17 protein-coding genes and 3 pseudogenes are annotated in these 19734 nt (G+C 68.6%); 9 read left to right on the forward strand and 11 right to left on the reverse strand.

The window, feature by feature from the left end; genetic code table 11:
* The first annotated feature begins 95 nt into the window (after positions 1 to 95).
* Together OG985_RS49070 and OG985_RS49075 are read left to right on the forward strand one after the other, a co-directional pair.
* On the forward strand, positions 96 to 1247 hold the full coding sequence (locus tag OG985_RS49070) for a ParA family protein (protein WP_331719073.1): 1152 nt from the start codon (positions 96 to 98) through the stop codon (positions 1245 to 1247).
* The gene (locus OG985_RS49075; protein WP_331719074.1) at positions 1247 to 2410 is read left to right on the forward strand and encodes a plasmid partitioning protein; all 1164 of its coding nucleotides are present in this window, start codon (positions 1247 to 1249) and stop codon (positions 2408 to 2410) included. The genes OG985_RS49070 and OG985_RS49075 overlap by 1 nt, the downstream gene beginning before the upstream one ends.
* Before the next feature lie 407 nt (positions 2411 to 2817).
* On the opposite strand, the gene OG985_RS49080 is transcribed toward OG985_RS49075, so the two are convergent.
* Together OG985_RS49080 and OG985_RS49085 are read right to left on the reverse strand one after the other, a co-directional pair.
* Positions 2818 to 3033 (reverse strand): hypothetical protein, encoded by a 216-nt coding sequence (locus OG985_RS49080; protein WP_371674750.1) that lies wholly within the window; start codon positions 3031 to 3033, stop codon positions 2818 to 2820.
* A gap of 361 nt (positions 3034 to 3394) precedes the next feature.
* Positions 3395 to 3718 (reverse strand): annotated as a pseudogene (locus OG985_RS49085) (YebC/PmpR family DNA-binding transcriptional regulator); the annotation flags it as partial.
* Between the two features lie 296 nt (positions 3719 to 4014).
* On the opposite strand from OG985_RS49085, the gene OG985_RS49090 reads away from it, so the two are divergent.
* A complete protein-coding gene (locus tag OG985_RS49090) occupies positions 4015 to 4230 on the forward strand; it encodes a hypothetical protein (RefSeq protein ID WP_371674751.1) in 216 nt (71 codons plus the stop codon).
* 17 nt (positions 4231 to 4247) lie between these two features.
* Positions 4248 to 5366, forward strand: a complete 1119-nt coding sequence (locus OG985_RS49095) for a PIN domain-containing protein (RefSeq protein WP_371674752.1) — start codon at positions 4248 to 4250, stop codon at positions 5364 to 5366.
* A gap of 201 nt (positions 5367 to 5567) precedes the next feature.
* Here the strand turns inward: OG985_RS49095 and OG985_RS49100 are convergent.
* From OG985_RS49100 to OG985_RS49110, 3 genes and pseudogenes are all read right to left on the reverse strand, one after another.
* A pseudogene (locus tag OG985_RS49100) lies at positions 5568 to 5936 on the reverse strand (IS30 family transposase); the annotation flags it as partial.
* A 126-nt stretch (positions 5937 to 6062) separates the two neighbouring features.
* Positions 6063 to 7805, reverse strand: a complete 1743-nt coding sequence (locus OG985_RS49105) for an IS1634 family transposase (RefSeq protein WP_331719078.1) — start codon at positions 7803 to 7805, stop codon at positions 6063 to 6065.
* A gap of 149 nt (positions 7806 to 7954) precedes the next feature.
* A pseudogene (locus OG985_RS49110) lies at positions 7955 to 8080 on the reverse strand (IS30 family transposase); the annotation flags it as partial.
* 66 nt (positions 8081 to 8146) lie between these two features.
* On the opposite strand from OG985_RS49110, the gene OG985_RS49115 reads away from it, so the two are divergent.
* Positions 8147 to 9327 (forward strand): IS3 family transposase gene (locus tag OG985_RS49115; protein ID WP_331719079.1). Its coding sequence is split into 2 segments (ribosomal slippage): positions 8147 to 8411 and positions 8411 to 9327, totalling 1182 coding nucleotides; the frame shifts between segments, so codons are not numbered across the junction.
* 9 nt (positions 9328 to 9336) lie between these two features.
* On the opposite strand, the gene OG985_RS49120 is transcribed toward OG985_RS49115, so the two are convergent.
* From OG985_RS49120 to OG985_RS49130, 3 genes are all read right to left on the reverse strand, one after another.
* Positions 9337 to 9732, reverse strand: coding sequence for a hypothetical protein (locus OG985_RS49120; protein ID WP_331719080.1), 396 nt, complete (start codon positions 9730 to 9732; stop codon positions 9337 to 9339).
* 68 nt (positions 9733 to 9800) lie between these two features.
* Positions 9801 to 10007 (reverse strand): hypothetical protein, encoded by a 207-nt coding sequence (locus OG985_RS49125; protein ID WP_371674753.1) that lies wholly within the window; start codon positions 10005 to 10007, stop codon positions 9801 to 9803.
* Between the two features lie 62 nt (positions 10008 to 10069).
* Entirely contained in the window at positions 10070 to 10444 is a 375-nt protein-coding gene (locus OG985_RS49130; RefSeq protein WP_371674754.1) for a DUF6233 domain-containing protein, read from the reverse strand.
* A gap of 382 nt (positions 10445 to 10826) precedes the next feature.
* Between OG985_RS49130 and OG985_RS49135 the strand changes: the two genes are divergently transcribed.
* Positions 10827 to 12125, forward strand: a complete 1299-nt coding sequence (locus OG985_RS49135) for a replication-relaxation family protein (protein WP_331719082.1) — start codon at positions 10827 to 10829, stop codon at positions 12123 to 12125.
* A gap of 44 nt (positions 12126 to 12169) precedes the next feature.
* Here OG985_RS49135 and OG985_RS49140 read toward each other — a convergent pair whose 3' ends face one another.
* Both OG985_RS49140 and OG985_RS49145 read right to left on the reverse strand, forming a co-directional pair.
* Positions 12170 to 12742 carry a DUF6233 domain-containing protein gene (locus OG985_RS49140; protein WP_371674755.1) on the reverse strand — a complete coding sequence of 191 codons (573 nt, stop codon included), beginning with the start codon at positions 12740 to 12742 and terminating at the stop codon, positions 12170 to 12172.
* Between the two features lie 273 nt (positions 12743 to 13015).
* On the reverse strand, positions 13016 to 13201 hold the full coding sequence (locus OG985_RS49145) for a hypothetical protein (protein WP_371674756.1): 186 nt from the start codon (positions 13199 to 13201) through the stop codon (positions 13016 to 13018).
* Between the two features lie 279 nt (positions 13202 to 13480).
* On the opposite strand from OG985_RS49145, the gene OG985_RS49150 reads away from it, so the two are divergent.
* Positions 13481 to 14170, forward strand: coding sequence for a GAF and ANTAR domain-containing protein (locus OG985_RS49150; protein WP_331719084.1), 690 nt, complete (start codon positions 13481 to 13483; stop codon positions 14168 to 14170).
* A gap of 808 nt (positions 14171 to 14978) precedes the next feature.
* Here OG985_RS49150 and OG985_RS49155 read toward each other — a convergent pair.
* Entirely contained in the window at positions 14979 to 15884 is a 906-nt protein-coding gene (locus OG985_RS49155) for a replication-relaxation family protein (RefSeq protein WP_331719085.1), read from the reverse strand.
* 793 nt (positions 15885 to 16677) lie between these two features.
* On the opposite strand from OG985_RS49155, the gene OG985_RS49160 reads away from it, so the two are divergent.
* Both OG985_RS49160 and OG985_RS49165 read left to right on the forward strand, forming a co-directional pair.
* Entirely contained in the window at positions 16678 to 17013 is a 336-nt protein-coding gene (locus OG985_RS49160) for a three-helix bundle dimerization domain-containing protein (RefSeq protein WP_371674776.1), read from the forward strand.
* Positions 17010 to 19730: an HAD-IC family P-type ATPase gene (locus tag OG985_RS49165; RefSeq protein ID WP_331719086.1), complete on the forward strand. Its 2721-nt coding sequence runs from the start codon at positions 17010 to 17012 to the stop codon at positions 19728 to 19730. Before OG985_RS49160 ends, OG985_RS49165 begins: the two co-directional genes overlap by 4 nt.
* The last annotated feature ends 4 nt before the right edge of the window (positions 19731 to 19734 follow it).

Here is a 19734-nt window from a genome sequence, read left to right on the forward strand (position 1 = left end):
TCTGGGCGCCCAGCTGTTATCGCGGAAGAGCACATCCACATGAAGCATGGCAAGGGGTGCACAAGGCAATACGTGATGGTGAGTAAGGTAGCCCCATGACTGCTCCGTACGACCCGAACGAACGGGAAAAGGTAGTTGCGAAGCTGCCCGTGCAGCTACGCCGCGAACTCAAGATCCGCGCCGCCGAGGTCGGCGTGGACATCCAGAACGCCGTCACCGCTGGCGTCAAGGCATGGCAGAAAACGGACAAACACCCCACCGTTGACACCGTCGGCGGCTCCAGCTTCTCCACCTACCTGCCCACGGGCCTGTACGGGGAGCTCAAGGTCACCTGCAAAGCCCGAAACCTCACCTACAACCAGGGCATGGCCCAAGCCATCCGCGGATGGCTCGACGCCACCCCGTCGCCGCGGCGCGAGGCCCCCAGCATCAGCGGCACCCGTCGGCTGATCATCGGCAACCAGAAGGGCGGCGTCGGCAAGACCAGCGTGGCGGCCGGCATCGCCACGGCTCTCGCCGAGACCGGCAACAAGGTCGTCCTCATCGACTTCGACCCGCAATGCCACCTGACCCGTCAACTCGGCCACGAACTGCTCGACATTGAGGAGCCGAGCCTGGCCAAGCTGATGCTGGGCGAGACGAAGGAAGACATCCGCACCCTCCTTGTCCCCATAAAGGGCGGAGACTTCGAGGACCGTCTCTGGCTCCTCCCTGGATGCAAGGACGCCTTCCTCCTCGACGCCCGGCTCGCGACCAGCCGCCATGTCCGCATCCGCGAGACCGCCTTGGAGAAAGCCCTCGAACCGCTTGAGGAAGACGTCGACTACGTAGTCGTCGACTGCCCTCCCAGCCTGGGCTACGCGATGGACACCGCTCTGTACTACGGGCGGCTCCGTGCGGGTGAAGAACCTGACTCCTCCGGCATCGTCATCGTCGTCCTGGCGGAAGACTCCTCCGCGGACGCCTACGACATGCTTGACGAGCAGATCCAAGACCTCGCCGACGACCTCGACATCGACATCCCCAGCCTCGGCTTCGTGGTCAACATGTACGACAGCCGCAAGGGATACGTCGCCACGTCGTCCCTCGACAGCTGGCGAGAGATCGGCGAACCGCGTGTCCTCGCCATCATCCCCGAGCTGAAGGACCAGCGCGAAGCCGTGCGCGTCAAGAAACCCCTTCTCGTACACGCCCCCTACGGAGAGCAGGCCGAGGCGATGCGCAACCTGGCCCGGGAGATCAGCTGATGAACAAGGAAGCAGAACTCGGCAAGGGCGCATCCTTCAGCCGCACCAGTCGAGACCGCCGCAGCGACCGCGGGCGGGCCAAGGCACTAGCACAGGGCGACATCCCGCCCTACACACTCGTGCGCCTCCCCCTGGACGAGGTCGCCACGACCCCGCTCAACCCCCGGCGACGGTTCGGCACCGACGAAGACATCGCCCGATTCGGCGAAGAGCTCCGCGTAGCCCAACTCCACGCGTGCGTAGCCGTCACCCGCTCGGCTTACCTGGCCCTGTGGCCCGACCACGCCGAGCACCTCGATGAGGCGGCGCAGCACGTCCTCATCAATGGCGAACGCCGCGTCCGTAGCGCCCGCCACGTCTCCCTCACCCATCTCGACTTCGTCATCCGCGACGACCTCGCCGCCACACGCGAGACGTTCATCAACCATCTCCTGCGGGAGAACCTCTCGCGTGATGATTTCGACGTCATAGAGCGCGCCCACGGCGTCAAGTCACTGGTCGATGCGTGCGCAGAGGAAGCCGGACCGCGCGGAGCTCAGACCCGAGCTGCCGAGCAGCTCGGGCGTGACAAGTCCTGGATCACCAATCAGCTGATCCTCCTTGCCCTCCCCGAGGAACTGCAGGCCCGTCTCAGCGAAGGCACGCTGCCTGAGCGCGATGGCCGTGTGATGGCCCGGCACGCCAAAGAGAACGAAGAACTCGACGTTGAGGGTCTCCTCAACCACCTGGAGCAGACCAAGCAGGCTGAGAAGGACAAGAAGGCGAAAGCTGCTGCCGCTCTCGCCGCCGTAAACGAACCTTCTGAGCAGGCGGCGATCGAAGCCCCCGCGATCCCTTCACCCAGCGCACCGGTGGATATCGTGAATCCGGCGGGAGGTCTTGGAGAGCCTGAGACGAGTGACTGGTTGTCCGCGGACAACAAACCAGCATCCGCAGAAGAGTCGGCCATCCCTGACGACGACCCTCTCGAACAGCTGGAAGACTTCCGACGCAAGGCAGTCAAGTTCGCCAACGACATGACCGGCCTCGAAGAGACCTACCGGCGAGCCTCCAAAGCAAACCCTGAACTCGCCGAGTCGCACCTGAAGCAGATCTTGGAACGACTGGACCGAGTCGGGCGCCATCTCCAGCGCCGTCCTAAGCAAGCGCAAGAAGCCGTATAACCACACCACCCGTGGGTTGGTTCGTTGTCCGCGGACAACGAACCAACCCCATAGCCGGTTCCGACACCGCCGGGCGCCGGGGAAAACCCACTGCGTGCGGCATAGCGCAACTACGGGACTCCATGGATGACCATGCAGCGGCTGAGCCGTTCCCGATCCCGAACGACCGCGCCCACCTCCTTCGTGCCCGCAACGGCTACCTGTCACGTGACGACTGGCGTCAGCGCCTCACTCGGGCGGGGGAGGCGACTGCCCGGCTGCTTGAACTGGTCAATGGAGCGGTAACCGAACATCGGAAGATCAGCGACTCCCTCGTGGTGGTGAATCCCCCGGTCTACCCGACGACTGAGCAGCTGGCCGCCCGATACCTCGCGGATCATGATCCGGTGGCACGGCGTGCAACGCGACTATTGCCGGTTGCGTGCACTGATCTGTGCGCCGCCGAGCGCGGTGACCGTGGTGGTCCCGAGCGCGCCCACGGTAGCCGCGGCATCGGCCCTGTGGATCAGTGACAGCACCACCACCGCGACGATGGAGATCAACCCGGTCAGGACGATCGCCCATGTCAGGGAGGTAGAGCTGGGGTGTGGGAGCGCGCTTGAGGTACCTTCGATGGGCGTCACGCGGTCAGTTCTCCTTACAGCAGGACGGACCACCTCGACGTAACGAGAGGGAGACCTCCGAGCGGCCAGCCGCCAAGCAAGGACCGCGAAGGGGTCTCCCTTCGTCATGCCGAAGGGCTTTCGGTAGTCGACAACCCTACTAAGCGGTGTTGACAACACTGCTGATGTCACCCCCTGTCCAACGCTGCCGACGGCCCGCGGACCATGAGCGGAGGGAACAGATTTCCGACGTTCAGCTAGCGTGGTTGTTGAGCTCTGCCCCCCGTTCCACCCGGCGCCGTCCGTGCAGGTCAAAGCCGCGTCACCTTCGGGCGTTGCCGGTAGCCCCGCCGAAGTAGGCGCGCCATTGCCGTGATCCTTATCACCAACTTGTCGTCGGTTCCATACGCGTCGGCATGAGGCCGAACTTCTCCCCCGTCTCCACCAGGTCGATACCGCGAACCGCCTTCTTTGCAGGTAGGAGCCCTCGATGACCTCCGCGGGTGCTGCCCCCGTCGAGTTCGACCTGCATGCTCGGGACGAAGATGGCGTCGGCGGAGTCGTAGTCGATGCCGGCGGCCCAGAGGGCGGTGCGGACCGCCACCAGGTCGGTGGCCTCAGAGATGACCTCGAAGGTCTCGCCGAGGACCTTCTCGGCGCCCGCGTCGAGGACGGCGCCCTCGGCCAGCTCGCACTTAGGGACGAGCGGCGCGGTTCGGTTCTCGGTGAGGCACTCGATGAACACAGCGATGCAGTTCGGGCCGGATCAGCTTCATGAAGAGGTCACCGGGCTTGGTATCGATCCTGGCTCGTGGCACTTGAAAGGACCATCCGGAGGAAGCGCCCGGCGAGGCGCGGTGCGCGGCTGTGGGGGCTGGTCAAGACGGGGGATTCGGTCGGGCAGAAACGCTTCGCCGCCAACGCGTGGTGATTGGCCCACGGCATGGGGTGGTTCCGGCTACTGGTGGGCTGAGGTGCTCATGTGACGGGGAGGGTTGGCCGGTGGTTCTGGAGATGAATGTTGCGGTGCTGCTGGCGGTCATCATCGTCATGCGGCTGCGGCGGCGTACTGAGGCCCGAAGCCGCAGCGACGAGAAGATGACCGTCGTGATCGTGTTGGCTTTCGGCGTGCTGATCGCCCCAACCGCGTTCGGTCAGACCGTGTTCGACGTCGTTGGTCAACTCGCGCAGGGCGTCACCCAATCGGGCAGCCCTTGAACTCTGCACCCTTCCCGATGCCCGCCTCCATGAAATCGTGCGCAGACAGCTGGGTGAGTGACGACACTTGCTCCATGACGCTGGATCGCGCCGCTGCGGCGCCGCCCTTGTTGGTCCCCTCCGGCGAGGCGATCAACCCGATGCTGCTGCACCGGCCGATGCTGCTGCCCATCCTCGACACCAATGCAGTGATGGTCGAGGCCTGCTCCCTGGCCAAGCACGCCGGCAAGCCCGGCAGGTTCGCCGGTCTCGCAGCGACCGGCCGCGCCACCCCGTACATCGCCGCGCACGTCCTTGGTGAGATCGACAGACACCTGCCGAGGCTGGCCGAAAAGCATGAAGTGTCGGAACGGCTGGCGCGTCGCGCACTCGACCGGCGGGTTCTGCCCGTCCTGCGGGTGGTCGACCTGGAGATCCGTGACCACCTGGCCCCGCAGACACGACACATCCTGAGAGTCGACCCGGAAATGCCGCGCCGGCACCGGGGCGACCCGGACGATGCGCCCACGATGGCCCTCGCGGAGTTCCTCGCCCCCTGCATCATCATCAGCAAGGACAGCGTCTTCTTCCGCTTCGGGCTCGGGGTCGTGGAATGGATCCCTCTCGCGCAGAACCTGCTGCGCCTGGCCGGCCTGGAGGCCACCGCCTCGAACGCGGTGGTATTCATCGAGCTGGCCCTGCGGCTGTTCGGCGCCGGCGCTCACCGCATGGGCGTCCTCGCCGCGCGCAATCCGGTGCTGGCCGCGGCCGCCGCGAGCGGCCTGTTGTGGTGGTGCCACCGCAACGGCTACCTGTCACGTGACGACTGGCGGCAGCGCCTCACCCGGGCAGGGAAGGCGACTGCCCCTCTGCTGGAACTGGTCACTGGAGCGGTGACCGAACACCGGATGATCAGCGAATCCCTCGTGGTGGTGAATCCCCCGGTCTACCCGACGACTGAGCAGCTGGCCGCCCGATACCTCGCGCGCTGCGGCCGGTCCCTGACCCCCGGCGAGCTGCGCGATGCGCTCGCCCGGAATGACCACACGGCTTCCGCCGCACTGCTGAGGCGGACCATGCTCACGCACCGTGCGTTCGTCCGCGCCCCCGGAGACCTGTGGACCATCGGCCGCCGAGCAGGCGATGCGCTTTCTTGATCACCCCGAGTAGCAGTAGGCCGCGCTCGGCACGCGTGGTGTTTGTGTGCTCGTGGGGTCCTCTGAACAGGCAACGTTGATCAATTTGAGATGAGCGAACTGCCTCGTATCATGTGAAGTTGTGTAAGCCCGGGTCGAGTTGACCTGCTCTGGGACCGACGGCCTCAAAAAAAACTCCGTCGAGAGTAAGGCTTGGCGGATTCAACCGGTGGCCGCAAGGAGTTCTGTGAACTTCTCTGATGGTGTCAGATAGCCGAGTGTTTTGCGGGGGCGGCTGTTGAGGCTGTCCTGGATGGCAGTGAGGTCGTCTCGGCTGACGACGCTCAGGTCACGTCCCTTGGGCAGGTACTGCCTGAGCAGTCCGTTGGTGTTCTCGTTGCTGCCGCGTTGCCAGGGTGAGTGGGGATCGCAGAAGTAGACCGGGATCCCGGTGGCCATGGTGAACTCAGCGTGTCTGGACATCTCGGCGCCTTGGTCCCAGGTGATCGTCCGGGCCAGTGACGTCGGCAGTGCGGTGATGGCCTTCCGCATGGCTGCTTCCACCTGTTCGGCGCTCTTGCCGTCCGGAAGCCCGGGTTCATCAGTCGGTGGGCATGTGGGAGTGCTGAATCCGGGGGCTGACCTGGGGTTATGGGCATGACGAGGCCCCGGTGCCGTGTGCCCACGGTGCCGGAGCCTGTTTTCGCTGGTGAGGGGCTATTCGGGGGTGGTGAGGCCGCTCATCTTTGGCGGTCGCGAGACGGCGCAGTCCTTGAAGAGTTTGGTCTGGGTGTCGGTCAGGCGGGTGGTCTGCCGGAGGGTGCCGGCAGGGCCGGTGAGGGTGACCTGGTGGATCCGGCCGAGTTCGGTGTTGATGCGGGGCCAGGTGTGGCCGGTGGCGCGTTCGGCGACGCGGATCAGCAGCAGGGCGAGCCAGCACAGCAGCACATGGGTGTGTATCCGCTCGTCGAGGCGGTGGTAGACCGGCCGCAGGTCGAGCGTGGTCTTCATGGTGCGGAAGGCGCGTTCGGCTTCCAGGAGGTTCTTGTAGCCGAGCGCGACGTCCTCGGCGGACAGGTCGGGATCGGAGGTGGCGAGCAGGTACTTGCCGTCCAGGCGGGCTTCGGCGGCGACCTTGGCGGCGTCGACGGACAGCCGCCCGGTGGCCGGGTGCTGCTTGGCCCAGCGCCCGAGCGTGGGGTGGTCGCGCAGCGCGCACTCGGCCTTGCGATGCACCGCGTCGGAGGGGGCCGTGGGGCGCTTTCCGGTCTTGGCCGTCTTGGCCTTCGCCTTCTTGGCGTCGGCCTCCCGCGCGGTCTTGATGCGGGCCAGCTCCTGGCGAACGGCGGTGAGCTGGTCATCGCGTCGTGCGGCGTCGCGCATCGCCTCCACCGGGTTGTGGCAGATGATCCAGCGGCGGCCGTCGTCGCCGTCGAGGCGGACTTCCTTCACGCGCAGGTTGTCGCGGACCTGCTGGTAGCGGCCCTGCCGGGCGAGGGCCTGGTCCGCGAGGCGGGAGCCGGCGCGCATCTTGGCGCCGGTGATGTAGTGGCCGCCGGCGCGCTTGAGGTAGGTCTGGTTGGCTTCGGAGGAGAACCCGGTGTCGCACACGGTGACCACACGGCCGAGCCGCCAGTCCCGCAGGCCGTCCTTGACCTCGGTGATGACGGTCTGGTCGTTGGTGCCGCCGGGCCAGGTCCAGCAGCGCACCGGGATGCCCTCGCGGGTGACCGCGAGGCCGATGACGATCTGCGGCAGGTCCTTGCGGTGGTCCTTGGAATGCCCGTACTGCCGCAGTCTGGAGCCCTCGCCGTCCGGGTCGTCCGCTTCGTCGCGCTCGAAGTACGTGCTGGTGGTGTCGAAGAAGACCAGGTCGACCTCCAGGTTGAGCAGGTTCGCGGCCGCGAAGAACACCGCCTCCTGGACCTGGGCCCGCATGTCCGCGCCGGCGAGCAAGTCCATCGCGCGCAGGGCCTGGTTGTTGCCGTCCAGCGCCGCGAGCCCGGGAATCACCACGTCGCAGGTGACCCACTCGCCGGCGGCGAGCTTCGAGCCGGGGGCGATGGCCCGGTTCGCGACCAGGGCGAACAGCGCGCGCTCCATGTCGGTACGGAACTCCCGCTCGCCGGCGATCGCGCGGATCGCCGCGGCGATGTCCAGGCGCTTCCACAGCCCGTCCAGCAGCCACGTCGCCCCGATCGGCCGGGAGGACTCCACACTCAGCGGACCCGCGGCCGCATCGGCGGCCAACGGCACGACCACGTCGTCCTCGTCGCCCAGATAGCGGTTGATCGACGCGACCAGGCGGCGCAGTCCCTCGACGTCGAGACGGTCCTCACGACCGAGGTTGGCCACCACCTCCGCCACGGTCGTGCCGCCCTTGCGCCGGTTGTGCGCGAGCTGCAGGTAGCGCACCACCGACCCGTCCTTGTTCCGTCGCTGGATCTTCCGTAAATACATGCCCGCATTCTGCCGTAACAGCCCAGCGGATAGCCAGCCTCAAGCCCCGAAACGTTTGCCCACACAAAATCAGCCCACAGGAACACCTACACCTCACTGACCAGCACTTACGCCCGCCAGACCCCTCCCGTATGCCCGCTGACTGATGAACCCGGGGGAAGGTGCAGCAGCAGGGTCATGCGGGTGGAGCGTTCGACGAGCGTGCCGACGGCACTGCGACTGCCCTCACCGAGGATCAGGTCGCCTTCCCAGTGCCCCGCCACCGCCCGGTCCTCTGAGGGGCCCCGAAGTTTCCGGACAGGGACCCAATAGGGTTGTCCTGAACAGGAAACGAGGAAGAAGTGGCGCCACCCAGTAAGTACTCGCCGGAGTTCCGTGAGGAAGCAGTCCAGATCGCGTTGAGGTCAAGCAAGACGATCTCCGAAGTTGCCCGGGAGCTTGAGCTGAACTCGGAGACGCTACGCGGCTGGGTGAAGAAGCACCAGAAGCAGCAGGAACCGGCTCCCGATGCAGAATTGACGGTGAACGAGCGGGTACGCCTGAAGGAACTCGAACGGCGGAACCGTGAGCTGGAGATGGAAAACTCCTTCCTGAAAAAATGCGCGGCGTACTTCGCGAAGGATCCCCGGTAGCAAGCAAGTACGAGTTCATCGATGAGATGCGGCTCGACACTGCGGAGTGCGCATACAGCGTCGAGTTCATGTGCGGCAGACTCGGCGTCTCCAGATCCGGCTACTACGACTGGCGATCCCGCCCGGAATCCGCGACGGCACAGCGGCGCGAGGAACTGAAACTGCTCATCAAGAAAGCCTTCGACATTTCCGACAGCACCTACGGCCACCGTCGCATCCAAGCCCAGCTGCACCGCTGGGGCATCAGCGTCGGCCTGGAACTGGTCCGCCGCCTGATGCGCGAGCTGGGACTTGAGTCCTGCCAGCCACAGCCGAAGAGGTTCAACCTCACCAAGGCCGCGGCCGGCCAGGTGCCGGACCTCGTCGGCCGCAACTTCACCGCGGACGCACCCGGCGAAAAGCTCGTCGGTGACATTACTTATATCGGGACCGGGGAAGGCTGGCTGTACCTCGCGACGGTAATCGACTGCTGCACGAAGGAAGTCATCGGTTACGCGATGGACGACCACTACCAAACCCCACTGATATCCAGGGCGATCCGTAACGCGGCACGGAACAGGAACCTCTCGGCCGACGCGATATTTCACTCGGATCGCGGAAGTAACTACATGTCAGCCGAGTTCGGGAGGACGCTGGACCGGTTCGGGCTCCGCAGATCTGCCGGCCGCACCGGGATCTGTTTCGACAACGCCATGGCCGAATCATTCTTCGGCGCCCTGAAGAACGAGCGCGTATCAAGGGTGACTTACCTGACCCGCGAGGTCGCCCGGCAGGACATCACTCGCTACATCGAATTCTGGTACAATCGCAAACGCCTCCACTCGGCGGTGGGGTACCGCCCTCCACGCGAAGTCCATGCCGAGTACGAGAAGTTGCGAATCGCCGCGTGAAATAAACGGTCAGAAGCCTGTCCGGAAAACGCGAGGCCCCTCAGGCCAGCCGGTCGTGTCGGTGCCGGACACTCGCAGCAGATCGAAGGCGACGAAGTGGGCCGGCCACTCGCCCGCGGCTCGGTCCGCCTGGGTGCCGCGGCGTTGGAGCCGGTGCTGCAGCTGCTCGAAGGCGAGGCGGCCCGCCGCGTCCCATACGATCAGCTCGCCGTCCAGCGCGGTGGCGTCCGGCAGCTGCAGGACTGCGGCTTCGATCTCCGGGAAGGCCGGCAGCATCTCGGTGCCGCGCCGGGAGCGCAGCGTGATCTGGTCGGCGTCGAAGACCAGGGCCCGGAAGCCGTCCCACTTGGGCTCTGCCGCCCATCCGGGCCGCAGGGTGGGGTTGGGCACGGGGGTGGCGAGCATCGGCTCTGGCGGCGTCCATGGCACAGGCCCATGTCTCACCATGATCGTCCATCCGTAACCCGGGGTGTCTACGGTCGGTTGCTGGTGAAGCGGACGCTGGTGCCCCAGTTCTGTTGGACGGGGGTCAGGCACCACTGGCACAGGGGCAGGCCGCCGGTGCCGTATTTGTGGGTGTGGCGCTGGCAGCCGGAGCACGGGCCGACCAGGCTGGATGAGCAGGTGAAGGTGGAGGGGTCGGGTTCGCTGATCGGCGGTGGCGGGGGAGTGCTGCTCATCGGGTGTCCTGTCGCGGGGGTTGGGCTGGTGGGCCACCGCGAAGGAAGAGGCGGGGTGCCGGTCAGTGCATCGCGGTGGGGGAGGCCGGACCGGCGGGTAAGTCGGGGATCCCCAGCGCGTTGTCGGGCTGGCAGTGGCCGCATGCGCGCACGCCGGAGGTGAGGAGCCGTCGGGCTTCGTCGCGGGGCACGGGGCGTCGGCGTTTGCCGGCCGCGTAGCAACCGCCGACATGGACCTCGATGGGCGGGCGGCCGGCGCCGATGCCGAGCTCCACGATCCAGTCCGGTTCGGCGGGCCGGTTGGTGCGGCCGTATTCCTGTTCGGCCTCCCGCTGCTGGAGGGCGGCGATCTTGGCGTCGATGCGCTGCAGCCACAGGGTGTGCCACACCCGCAGGGTGAGCAGCCTGGGGAGGTCCGGCGGCAGGTCATCGAACATGTTTCCGATTCTAGGTTCATGGGTCACCGCGTGCGCCATCGCCCGGCGCGTGTTGGCGGGTGTGTCTTCGGCTGTGTGACGCCGTGGCGGCGCCCCGCCCGGGCTGGGGTAAGCCGTGGTGGGGGTTATGGTCGGCCCCCTGCGTTCCCCCTACGGTCACCCCTGCGTTCCCCCTGCGGTGGGCAGAGACTGCGCACCACATGTTTGCGCAGCTCACCACGCCCTTTCGGGACCCTCCTCTACCTCGACTGCTCCCTGTCCTGCATGATCAGGCGAAACAGGAGGTCGTCGGTGCGCAGAGGTGCTGCGTTCAGGGGGAGGGGCGGGGCTGGTGGGTGGATCGAAGGTGCGCCGGTATGGGTCGACGGGGCGGACACGCACGATGTGCCTGGCGGCGCTCGGGGTGGTGAAGGTGGCCACACCTGATCAGATACGCCGGCTGATGTGCCCGGGCACCAAGGACGCCGCGACCGTACGCGGCGGGCTGAAGGATCTGGAGAGCGAGCGGCTGGTGATCTCGCCGGGCAGCGCGGTGCACGTCCGCGAGGACGGGGTGCGGGTCACGGAGAAGCTGTGGACGCTGACTCCGGCCGGGCTGGGGGTTGCCGCGGTCGTGCTGGACCGGCCGGCGCGGGAGATGGGCGGCACCGCCAGGGCGGCGGCCGCCTCCGGAGCGAAGCACGCCCGGGCCGTCACCGACGTCCTGGCCGCGTTCCTGCAAACCGCTCCCGAGCCCACCCAGCCCGTCGTCCGCAAGCACCGGCCCGGCGCGTCGGCCCCGGCCACCACCGAGCAGCCGGACCAATCGGAACTCCCGGAGGTGCCAGAGGGCCTGGGGCCGCTCGCGGCCTGGTCGACGGAGGCGGTGCTGCCGACCGGCGGCACGTTCCTCGCCCCGGCCCGCGGCTCCCTCCGCGCCGACATGGTCTTCGCTGCGCCCGGCCACGACCTGGTACCGCTGCTGTTCGTGGAGGTCGACAACGGCACCGAAGGGCCACCGATCGTCGCGGACAAGATCGAGCGCTATGTGCGGTTCTTCGCCCGCCGGGTCACACTCTCCGGCCGGGAGCTCCCGTTGTGGCGCACCGTGTGGCCGGCCTCGCCCGGCGAGGGCTACCCGCCGGTGGCGCTGGTGTTCACCAAAAACGTCGGCGCGGCCGCCCTGCAGGCCAGAATGCGCGAGATCGGCGACCTCGCCCGCGACCACTGGCGCGGCACCTGGGACGCCGACAGCCCCGCCCACGAAGGAGGGAAGCCGGACGGCTACCGCGACTACGACCGCAAGATCCCGCTGCTCGCCACCACCCTGCGCCAGCTGGCCGAGCACGGCCCGCACGGGCCCGTCTGGTGGCGCTACGGACACCAGTCCTGGCAGACCCTCACCGACGCGCTCGACAACCCCGACGACTACCGCGCCTACAGCGTGCGTACTGAGGCCCGCCGGCAGGCGGAGGAAGCCGAACGTGAGCGCGCCCGGCGGGAGCAGGAAGAGCACCGCCGCGGCATGGAGGCCACCAGGTGGTGGTGCCCGACGTGCGGGCACGCTGTCTACCCCGAGGCCGGTGTCGCCTCGGGCAGCGAGTGCCGCCCCTGCCGCAGCGACCGCGAACGCACCGCCGCTCAGGGGCAGAACGGTCAGCCGGCCGGCGGCCGGCTCTTCAGTCGGCGCCCCCGCACCTGACCGCCCAGCGGCGCGGCCGCGCCGCCGACACCGGACAGTCGGGGTCACGGGCTGTCGGTGGCGGGATCGGTGATGTGCTCGAAGCCGCGCAGCACGGGGGTCAGTTCCTGCGCGCATCCGCACCGGGTACACAGTTGGGTCGCAGGATTTTCCGCGGCGTCCAGCGCCTGTTCCAGGTCGAGCAGCGGTGCCCCGGCCGGCGCATCGTCGCAGTCCGGGGCGTGCAGCACACTGCGGGTCGGGCCCCGCCCGTCGCCCAGTTTCTGCAGCACCCATCCCGACGGCCGGCGCTCCCCGAGCACCTCGCGGATCGGGGAGGGCGCGGGCGCCGGCAGGTGTTCGGTGGTGACCTGGTCGTAGTCGACGCCGTCGACCGGCCGCACATGCTCAGGCGCGCGCACCCACACCCGGTACTCCGCCGCCTCCACACCGCCGTCCTCGCGGTCCCGGTAGGAGGGCAGCCCTACAAGGTAGAGCCAGCCCGTGTTGGTCTGGCGTCGCTTCCACAGGCGTGCGACGACTTCCTGCTGCTCGGTGCCGAGCAGGAGATCGGCGGGCAGGACGACCCGGACCGGCACAGGCACGCGTTGGGGTTCGGCGTCGGAAGGGGGTGCCACCGCACCACCGTAGGCAGCGAGAGCGGGTCACGGTCCTGCCTGTCTCTGCGGCCCACGTCTCGCCTCACCGGCCTGGACACTGGGCTGGTCGTGCTGGGCGGTCGGAGACTGTCTGCAGGTACCGCGCCGATCCTTCGTCGCCCCCGCACTTCCCTGCAGGCCGACCGGACTACCCGTCTGATTCCCGAAGCTTCATGTGGGCGGGAGCAGTGCCGTGAGTGTGCGCTGTCCCGATGTGCGGTTCACGGGTGGGCGGAGAGGCGGTCGACTGTTTCATCGTGCCGGGACAGGTCGACATGTCCCGGCAGTGGGGCGCTGGCACACCAGGCACAGCGTGTGGTGGCCGGCGGCGGTGACGACGGTGCCCCACTGATAGCAGTTGCTGCAGTCCTGGGCCAGCGAGAGATCGGCGCGAGGGGCCGCGACGGGCAGGGGGAGGGGTGTGAGTTCGTGCGTCATGCGCTTGCCCCTCAGCCTGGTGAGCGACGGACACGCAGACTGTCACTGTTCGGGTGGTATGTCTGTAGGCGTCTCATGCCAGGGCAGGAGGGCTTCTCACCTGGCGGGATTCGGTGAAATCGGCAGGCGGTCCCGTGGTGGACCGGCGGCGTCCAAGGGCCCGCCCACCGAGTGTCCCGCCCCGGACCACCGCACAGGCAGCCCACGGGGATCTCCGTGTGTGCGGGAGCGGGTGTGGGTTACCCGAACTGCGCGTCGGCTGGGAAACGGATGAGTGGGATGAAGGATCGCTCGCACCTGGTGCATGAACTACAGCGCGCTGTCGCCGACTGCCCGCCCCAGGAGGTGACCCGCAGGTTGTGTGGCGAGCTGGCGCGGGGGCTGCCGGTGGACGCGGTGACGGTGTCCCTGTTCACCGACACCCCCTGGCGACTGTTGTTGTGCGCGTCGAGCCAGATGGCCACGGTCCTTGAGGAAGTGCAGTTCACCGTCGCGGAAGGCCCGAGCATCACGGCGGCGACCACCGGTGAGCCGGTCCACTTCACCGACTGGCAGGCAGGCGCGCGGCGGTGGCCGCTGTTCACCGCTGTCGTGTCCGAGCGCTGCCCGGACATCCAGGCCGTGCACGCGTTTCCCCTCCTGGCCGGCGGAGGCGTTCTCGGATCGGTGGACCTGGCCTCCCTCACACCCGGCGGCATGCCGGCCGACGCCATCGACCAGGCCGCCGAAGCCATCGACGCCGCGGCCCAGGTCCTCCTGCAGCGGCTGCTCGGCGAAGGGGACGATTCCCCGGCATGGGAGCTGACCGACGTCGTGGGCACCCGCGAGGCCAACACACACCTTGCGATCGGGGTGTTCATGGTGCGCAAAGGAGTGACCGCGGACACCGCCTTGGCGCTGATGCGCGCCCACGCCTTCACTACCGGCCGGACCCTCGCCGAGGTCACCGCCGAGATTCTCAGCCCCTGACGGACGGCGACACACCCGCGCACGCCGCCCGAGGCCCCGTACCGGCCGATGGGTCGAGCACGTCGTAGGCCAGAGCAGGGCCGAACAGGACTGGCATGCGCCGGACACCGGCCCGCAGCAGGACCCGGCAGTTGAGCCCGTGTTCAGCGTCAGCGGATGCGCAATCGGTGCGCAACCACGACGCGGTGCTATGACCTGCTGGTTCGAATGGGCCTGCTGACCATGACGCCGTACCGTCACCACCGGTCCGGCGTATCGGGCACCGTTACGGTACGGCCTCGTGGTCACGGGATTGCAGGCGTGTCCGGTATGCGGCCTGCCGGCATCTCGCACTGCAGTACCGGGCGGATCGCCGGCGTCGGATACCGGCCCACAGCACGACCCGGCAGTCCGGTCCGCCGCACCTCTGCCTCGCCGGCAATGGTTCCTCCTGGCCGGTGGTCGTGCGCAGGAACTGGGCTGCCTTGGCATCCACCAGGACGGTCATCATCTGGTGCGCGCGTTCCTGCCATCGGCGCATCCGGTAGGCGCCGGCCCTGCATGTCGGGCCGCAGTAACGGCGCCTGGGCGTTACGTCTTTCGGCAGTTGTCGGCGGCAGCGCTTGTATGCGCACTGTCGGCGCTTCGGTTTGTCGAGCGACATCGCAGGCACCTCCGTGCTCAGCGTCAATGGTTGCGCAATCGGTGCGCAACTCCTGCGCAGCGCTGTGACCTGCTGTGGTGGGGGTAGTGGTGGCCATGGTCGGGCCTGCGCAATGCCCATGGCCGGGCCTGCGCAACGCCCGATTGCGCAGCCCGGGTTGAGTACCTACGGATGTCGTGGGCTGTTCCAGCTGACGCTCTGGTCGGGGTCGTGGACGGGGCGCCACACGGGGGCTGCGGGTCCGTCGCGGAGGAGGTCGACCAGCGGCGCCGCGAGGACGGGGACGGTGTGCCGGAAGCCTGACGGCGGCAGATCCCGGGCGGCGGCGTGCAGGGCCCTGATGCGGGTTGCGATCCCGGTGGGGCCGGTGCCGTCGAGGACGAACAGTACGCGGGGGAAGAGCGGGTAGCGGCGCCGCCATTCCTCCTGCGACTCCTGGTGGAAGGCCGGCCTGCGCCGTCCTGGAGGCGGAGCGGGGGTGTAGTCGTGGAGGCGTGCGTACCCGCCGATCTTGGCGGCCAGCCGTTCCGGGCCCATGGTGGCGCGGTCGACTTCTACGAACGCCCGCAGCATTGACCAGCTGTCGTCGTTCTGGCTGCCGCTGCGGTAGTACAGCAGCGCGTCGGGGATGACGGCCTCGCCGCCACCGATGGGGTGGTAGACCTCGGGTATCCAGTCCAGTGGCCGGCACAACTCGCCGCGGCGGCGCGCGTCCTGGAGGAAGGCGAGTGCGGTCTCGGTCACCGTCAGCTGGTGCCCGGCTCGCAGCCGTACCGCGGTCCGGTCGGAGGCCCCCTTCGGTGGGCGTCGCTCCCGAAGCTCGGGCCACTCGCAGGCGACCTGCACGCCGTACTGGGTGGGGAACCACACCCGGGTCCGCCCGGCCTGCGGCAGGGTGATCCGATCCACCAGCCCCTCACTACGAAGCTTGGCCAGCCGTCGCCGGGTCTGTTCGATCCGCACCCCCGGCGCGATCACCAGGTGCATCTGCTCGGTCGTGGCCATCCGGTACTGGACCAGCACCGCCAGTGCGAGGCGGTCCCCGCCCCCTGCGTCCACATCACTCGTCACGGCCGCTCCCGTCGTACGGTGCGGCGCCGTCCTGCCGGCGCCGCGTGTACGACGAAGCGCAGCAGCCGGCCCCCACCGAAAGTCCCACCAGGAAGGCCCCACCAGGGTCACGAAGCGACAACACCGCCCCCGACCCGTCCCGCAACCCCGCCGACATCCCCTCCGACAGCCGCCCGCCCCCTCCCTGGATTGGTCTGGAAAACGGCAGGTCACCGCGCCTTTCCGCCCGTGGTTGGCAGCCCGACATCCCCTCTACGGCCCCCCGGACCACGCCTCACCCGCAAGGAAGAGAAGCGGGTGGGTCGGGTCCGGGCGGCGGGCGAGGGGATCAGGCAGCCCCGCGTGTCCTTGCGCGCGTCGGCGGGGCCGCGCGCGGGGCCGGGCTGCCTGGCCCAGGTGAGGCGTTCTTCCCGCCGCTCCGGTCGTGGGAGTTACAGGGTCTGGTGGTCGGCGTTGTCGCCGTCGGGGTCGTCGGCGAGGGGGACGGCTACGGTGATGCCGGCGCATACTCCGCGCCTCCGGCTCCGGGGGCGATCTTGCCCGGGCGAGCAGACAATGAGTGCGAGCGATCGTCCCGCGACTGTGGCGGGAGGCGTGGTGGTGCGGTCTGGAGGTCGTGGGGCATGAGAGCAGCGCGGCCATGACGCTCGGGAGGAACACTCCTCAAGCAGGCGCAACCGTAGCCGTGGAGGGTGTGAGCCGCCGGCCCGGGACGGGGGAACGCGCCGGTCCCGAAGAGCGGCCCGTGTCCGGGTCATCTGCCTCGCGTGACGAACTCGGGGCCGTCCGTGCGATGGTGGCACGGCTGGGTGCGGCCTATCCTTCGGTCGCGTCGGTCGTCGTCGAGGCGACGGTCTGGGACGCGTACGACTCCTTCAGCCGGGCCGCTGTCAGGGCGTACGTGCCGATTCTGGTCGAGCGCCGGTGCCGGAGGGTGCTCGGGGCCGTCCGACCCACGGCGCCCGCCCAGACCGGCGACGGCCGTGCGGCCGCCGGCGGCCCGGAGCCGGACACGGCCGCCCGCACGGAGGAGTCCGCTCCCTGCCGACCGCGGCCGGCAGGAGTCCGCCGTCACCGAGCGGCTCGACCGGCGGCGGGCGCGGCCGGGGGACGGAGACGACGACGATGAGCGTGCGGCCGTATTCCGTGGGAGGACAGCCCCAAGTGTCCGATGACAGCTGGTACGCGCGCTCCCCAGAGGAGGTCGTGGCCGCGTTCGACGTCGATCCGAAGGCGGGCCTGTCCGCGGACCGGGCGGCGGAACTTCTCGCCGCGCAGGGCCCCAACGCGCTGCCCGAGGAGCGGCGCGCTCCGGCCTGGCGCCGCTTCTCCAAGCAGTACCGCAGCTATATGCAGATCGTCCTGGTGGCGGCCGCGGTCGTCTCGCTGCTCATCGAGGAGTGGACCACCGCGATCCTGCTGATCGTCCTGACCCTGCTCAACGCGGTCGTGGGCCTGCGCCAGGAGGGAAAGGCCGAGAGCGCGATGAACGCGCTGCAGTCGATGATGAAGTCGACGGCGCGGGTACGCAGGGACGGCACGGAAGCCGAGATTCCCGCCGAACTGCTGGTCGTCGGCGACATCGTGCTCATCGCCGCCGGCGACCAGGTGGCGGCGGACGGACGCATCATCGAGGCCAACGCTCTGCAGATCGACGAGTCGGCGCTCACCGGCGAGAGCGTTCCCGCCTCCAAGGACGCCGGAACGCCGACGGACCCCAGGCCGGCACCCGGCGATCAGACGAACATGGCGTTCATGAACACCCCGGTCACCCACGGGAGCGGGGTACTCGTCGTCACCGCGACCGGCGCCGCAACCGAGGTCGGCAAGATCTCCGGAATGCTGTCGGCCACCGAACGGGAGGTGCCGCCGCTGACCAGGGAGCTCGACACCCTCACGCTGTGGATCACCGGGGCGGCGGCCCTGACCATGATCGTGATGTTCGCCCTGGGGCGCCAGCGGGACCAGGCCTGGGACGTCCTGTTCGTCAGCGCTGTCTCGCTGGCCATCGCCGCCATCCCCGAGGCCCTGCCTACGGTGACCCAGGCGATCCTGTCCGTCGGCAGCCTCAACCTCGCGCAGCGCAACGCCATCGTCAAGGAACTGCCGTCGGTCGAGACCCTGGCCTTCACCTCGGCGATCAACTCGGACAAGACCGGCACCCTGACGATGAACCAGATGACCGCCGTCGAAGTGGTGAGCCCCACCGACCGGTACAGCGTCTCCGGGTCGGGCTACGGACTCGACGGAAAGATCCACCACGCCGCGGGATCCTCCGCGGGCATCGAGGACGCGATCTTGCCGTACCTGGTGGCCAGCGACGCGAAACTGGTGGACGGCGCGGTGGTCGGCGATCCCACCGAGGGCGCGCTGCTGGTGCTGGCGCACAAGGCCGGACTGGACATCGACGCCACCCGGGAGAGCCTCCCCCGGCTCGCCACACTGCCGTTCGACCCCGAGTACAAGCTGATGGCCACCTTCAACTCGGCGGTCGACCCCTCCGGGCGGCGGGTCGTGCGGTGCTTCGTCAAGGGCGCCGTGCCGGCGGTGGTGGCCCGGGCCACCACCGCTCTCGCGGCGGGCCGGACCATCCCCTGGGACGCCGAACTGATCGCGCGGGCCGAGGCCCAGACCCTGCGGATGGGCGGTGAGGGGCGCCGGGTGATGGCCGCGGCCACCCGCGATCTGGACCCGGCCGTCTTCGACCCGCACGGCGACCTGCTGGCGTACGTCACCGGGCTGCGGATGACCAGTCTTGTGGGCATGGTGGACCCACCCCGCGACGACGCCAGGGCCGCCGTGGCCGGTGCCCAGGCGGGCCACATCCGCGTCCGCATGGTGACCGGGGACGACGTCACCACCGGTGCGGCGATCGCCCGACAGCTCGGTATCCCCGGTGAGGCGATCCTCGGCGCCGACTTCGCCGCCATGAGCGAGGACGAGCAGCTGACCCGTATCGACGACATCGGTGTGGTGGGGCGCGTCGCGCCGGAACACAAGGTGCTGCTCGCCGACATCCTCAAGAAGAAGGGCGATGTCGTGGCGATGACCGGGGACGGCGTCAACGACGCGCCCGCCATCAAGGCCGCCGACATCGGTATCGCCATGGGCAGCGGCACGGACGTGGCGAAGAACGCCGGCCGCATGATCCTCTCCGACGACAGGTTCGCCACCATCGTCTACGCCGTGGAACAAGGCAGGAGAATCTACGACAACCTCACCAAGTACATCCGGTTCGTGCTCCTGCTGCTGGTCACCTTCGTGCTGACCTTCCTCGGGGCCACCGTCTTCAACATCGCCGCCGGTGAGCCCTTCACCCCGCCGCAGGTGCTGTGGATCCACTTCGTGGTCAACGCCTCGTTCGGCTTCGCGCTCGGCTTCGACCGGGAGAGCCCGGGGCTGATGCGGCGCAGGCCGCGCCCGCGCGGGGAGTCGGTGCTCACCCGGCCCGTACTGGTCACCGTCGCGACAGCCGGGCTGGCGATCACCGTCGCCCTGCTCGGCCTGATCAGAATCGGCCAGGCCCTCTTCGACAGCGTCGAGACCGGTCAGTCGATCGCGTTCACCGCCTTCGCGCTGTGTCTGATCGTGGCCGCGTTCGAGTGCCGCAGCGAGACGCAGTCCGTGCTGACGCCGTCCACCTTCGACAGCAGGCAGATGAACTGGGTGGCACTGGCCCAGTTCGTGCTCGCGGTCATGACGACCCAGTTGGACGGCTTCCGCCGCCTCCTCGGCACGACCCGCCTCGACGCCCGGCAGTTCGGCTGGGCGCTGCTGGCCGCCTGTGCGCTCCTGCTCCTGTGGGAGCTGGGCAAGCTCCTGGCCCGACGGGCGAGAAACACCTGATGCA

The organism is Streptomyces sp. NBC_00289, from assembly GCF_041435115.1.
GTDB lineage: Bacteria > Actinomycetota > Actinomycetes > Streptomycetales > Streptomycetaceae > Streptomyces.

Bases quoted from the DNA above. Each gene is read 5' to 3' on its own strand.
- OG985_RS49130 (WP_371674754.1), bottom strand. From the start codon at position 10,444: ATGTTCGATGACCTGCCGCCGGACCTCCCCAGGCTGCTCACCCTGCGG.
- OG985_RS49075 (WP_331719074.1), top strand. From the start codon at position 1,247: ATGAACAAGGAAGCAGAACTCGGCAAGGGCGCATCCTTCAGCCGCACC.
- OG985_RS49150 (WP_331719084.1), top strand. From the start codon at position 13,481: ATGAAGGATCGCTCGCACCTGGTGCATGAACTACAGCGCGCTGTCGCC.
- OG985_RS49165 (WP_331719086.1), top strand. From the start codon at position 17,010: ATGAGCGTGCGGCCGTATTCCGTGGGAGGACAGCCCCAAGTGTCCGAT.
- OG985_RS49125 (WP_371674753.1), bottom strand. From the start codon at position 10,007: ATGAGCAGCACTCCCCCGCCACCGCCGATCAGCGAACCCGACCCCTCC.
- OG985_RS49135 (WP_331719082.1), top strand. From the start codon at position 10,827: ATGTGCCTGGCGGCGCTCGGGGTGGTGAAGGTGGCCACACCTGATCAG.
- OG985_RS49120 (WP_331719080.1), bottom strand. From the start codon at position 9,732: ATGCTCGCCACCCCCGTGCCCAACCCCACCCTGCGGCCCGGATGGGCG.
- OG985_RS49145 (WP_371674756.1), bottom strand. From the start codon at position 13,201: ATGACGCACGAACTCACACCCCTCCCCCTGCCCGTCGCGGCCCCTCGC.
- OG985_RS49160 (WP_371674776.1), top strand. From the start codon at position 16,678: ATGGTGGCACGGCTGGGTGCGGCCTATCCTTCGGTCGCGTCGGTCGTC.
- OG985_RS49105 (WP_331719078.1), bottom strand. From the start codon at position 7,805: ATGTATTTACGGAAGATCCAGCGACGGAACAAGGACGGGTCGGTGGTG.
- OG985_RS49070 (WP_331719073.1), top strand. From the start codon at position 96: ATGACTGCTCCGTACGACCCGAACGAACGGGAAAAGGTAGTTGCGAAG.
- OG985_RS49095 (WP_371674752.1), top strand. From the start codon at position 4,248: ATGCCCGCCTCCATGAAATCGTGCGCAGACAGCTGGGTGAGTGACGAC.